General features: G+C 61.3%; 3 protein-coding genes. 1 reads left to right on the forward strand and 2 read right to left on the reverse strand.

All coding sequences use genetic code 11. The annotated features are described in order from the left end of the window. A partial coding sequence (locus AC2VON_RS04520; RefSeq protein WP_486951873.1) for a hypothetical protein occupies positions 1 to 96 on the forward strand: 96 nt, incomplete at its 5' end. 32 nt (positions 97 to 128) lie between these two features. On the opposite strand, the gene AC2VON_RS04525 is transcribed toward AC2VON_RS04520, so the two are convergent. Together AC2VON_RS04525 and AC2VON_RS04530 are read right to left on the reverse strand one after the other, a co-directional pair. Then, positions 129 to 806 carry a hypothetical protein gene (locus AC2VON_RS04525; protein WP_486951872.1) on the reverse strand — a complete coding sequence of 226 codons (678 nt, stop codon included), beginning with the start codon at positions 804 to 806 and terminating at the stop codon, positions 129 to 131. A gap of 280 nt (positions 807 to 1086) precedes the next feature. Next, positions 1087 to 1317 carry a hypothetical protein gene (locus tag AC2VON_RS04530; RefSeq protein WP_421530390.1) on the reverse strand — a complete coding sequence of 77 codons (231 nt, stop codon included), beginning with the start codon at positions 1315 to 1317 and terminating at the stop codon, positions 1087 to 1089. Positions 1318 to 1519: the final 202 nt, after the last annotated feature.

Below are 1519 nucleotides of genomic sequence, written 5' to 3' on the forward strand. Positions count from 1 at the left end.
GAGATGGGCGATCCCAAGCATCTCGGGCACCTGCTCAACGTGGTGCGCAACGTCGAGGGCGTGTACGACGTCTACCGGGTGACGTCCGCGGCCTGAGTTTCTGCGCGGCCTGATCCGTAGCAAGCCTTCTACGCCAGCTCTGCTACGACCTTTTGTGCTGCGACCATGAGCTGGGCAACGGTGAAACCCTTCACGTCGATACGCACGTCCGTCAGGATTTTCGGCAACGGCTCGGCGAGGTGTTCCTGGACTGCGGCGACAAGCAGATCGGCCGCATTGGAATGACCGTCACCGTGTCCGAATATCACGATCATGTCGGCGCCGCGTACTTCTTCTACGACTGCGCGGTAGTAGGCCGGATCCTCCGGTGCGCGTTGCCCTGGGTAGTTGCCTTTGATGTGTCGAAGGTGGCGCAGGTGCCCGTGAGGGTCGTAAGGGCTGATGGTTTCGAGCTCGGCGGTCGGCGGTTCGAACTCGTAGATCGTCGACTCGTGATGGTCGATCACGACCAAGAGGTGTCGCCCTGGTTTCGGCTCAGCGACCGGCTGACTTGTCTCCTGTAGAAAGTGTCGGATCGCTACCACCAGGTCCGCGGGTAGATCGCCATGAGCGGGCGGGTGAAAGACCGCGGTGTGTTCTCCGATCCTGACGCGGAAGCGGTCGCCACTTTCGGGTATGACTTCGCCGAGTGCCTCGAACAAGCCCTGTACTGCGTCCCACTTGATGTTGTGGCTCAACGGGTGGCCAGTCAGCTTCTCCAATGTGCGCCGCTGATGGTTGTTCAAGTGTGACTGATCGGTCGCCATGTGTTGTCCCGTTCGGTGTTGGTTGGCGCGCGTTGGTTGGTGACATCGACCAGGTGTCAGGTCGTCGCACCGGGTCAGCCGTCGTTTGAATGACCTGTGCTGAGCCTGAATTCGTCGCCAGGCCGGTGATGTGATCGGCATGACCGATCAGGTTGCGCCGGGAGCGGCAGCGCTGTTCGCGCCACTCATCGACGACAAGTCGTCAAAGCCTACCGGGCCGGATGTTGACGGTTGTGCAATTTGCCCGTCCGGCTCGCACGGCCCTCGACCTCGGTATCTATCAGTGAGTGTCTTCTGCGCTCGCATGCCGCCAGCCGTGGCCGAGTTCGTTGTCGTGCAGGGCGCGGAGTTGATGTGCGTAGTGGTCGAGACGGTCGGCGGCCTGCTTCATCTCCTTGAAGTCGTGTCCGTGGTCGCGCGCGGCGGTTTTCTCTTCGGCCCGCTTACGCACGATGTGCAGTTCTTCCCGACTCAACTCGACGATCTTTTCCAGTGTCTCTTCGAGATTCATACAGTACCTCCTGCGTTGCGGCACGATTTGGACAATCGGAACCAGGGCGTTGCGATGATTGAAAAGATAGTTCACAGCCCACCGAACGACCACGGCTGGTGCGCACGGCTGTCAGGATCGAGCCGCGTCAGTCGAGCAACAGCGACGTGATCGTGACCTCGCTGGCCGGCTGCCCGTCCTCACCGCCACCGGCGACGCCGGC

The sequence above is a fragment of the Mycobacterium sp. TH-M82 genome (assembly GCF_057473605.1).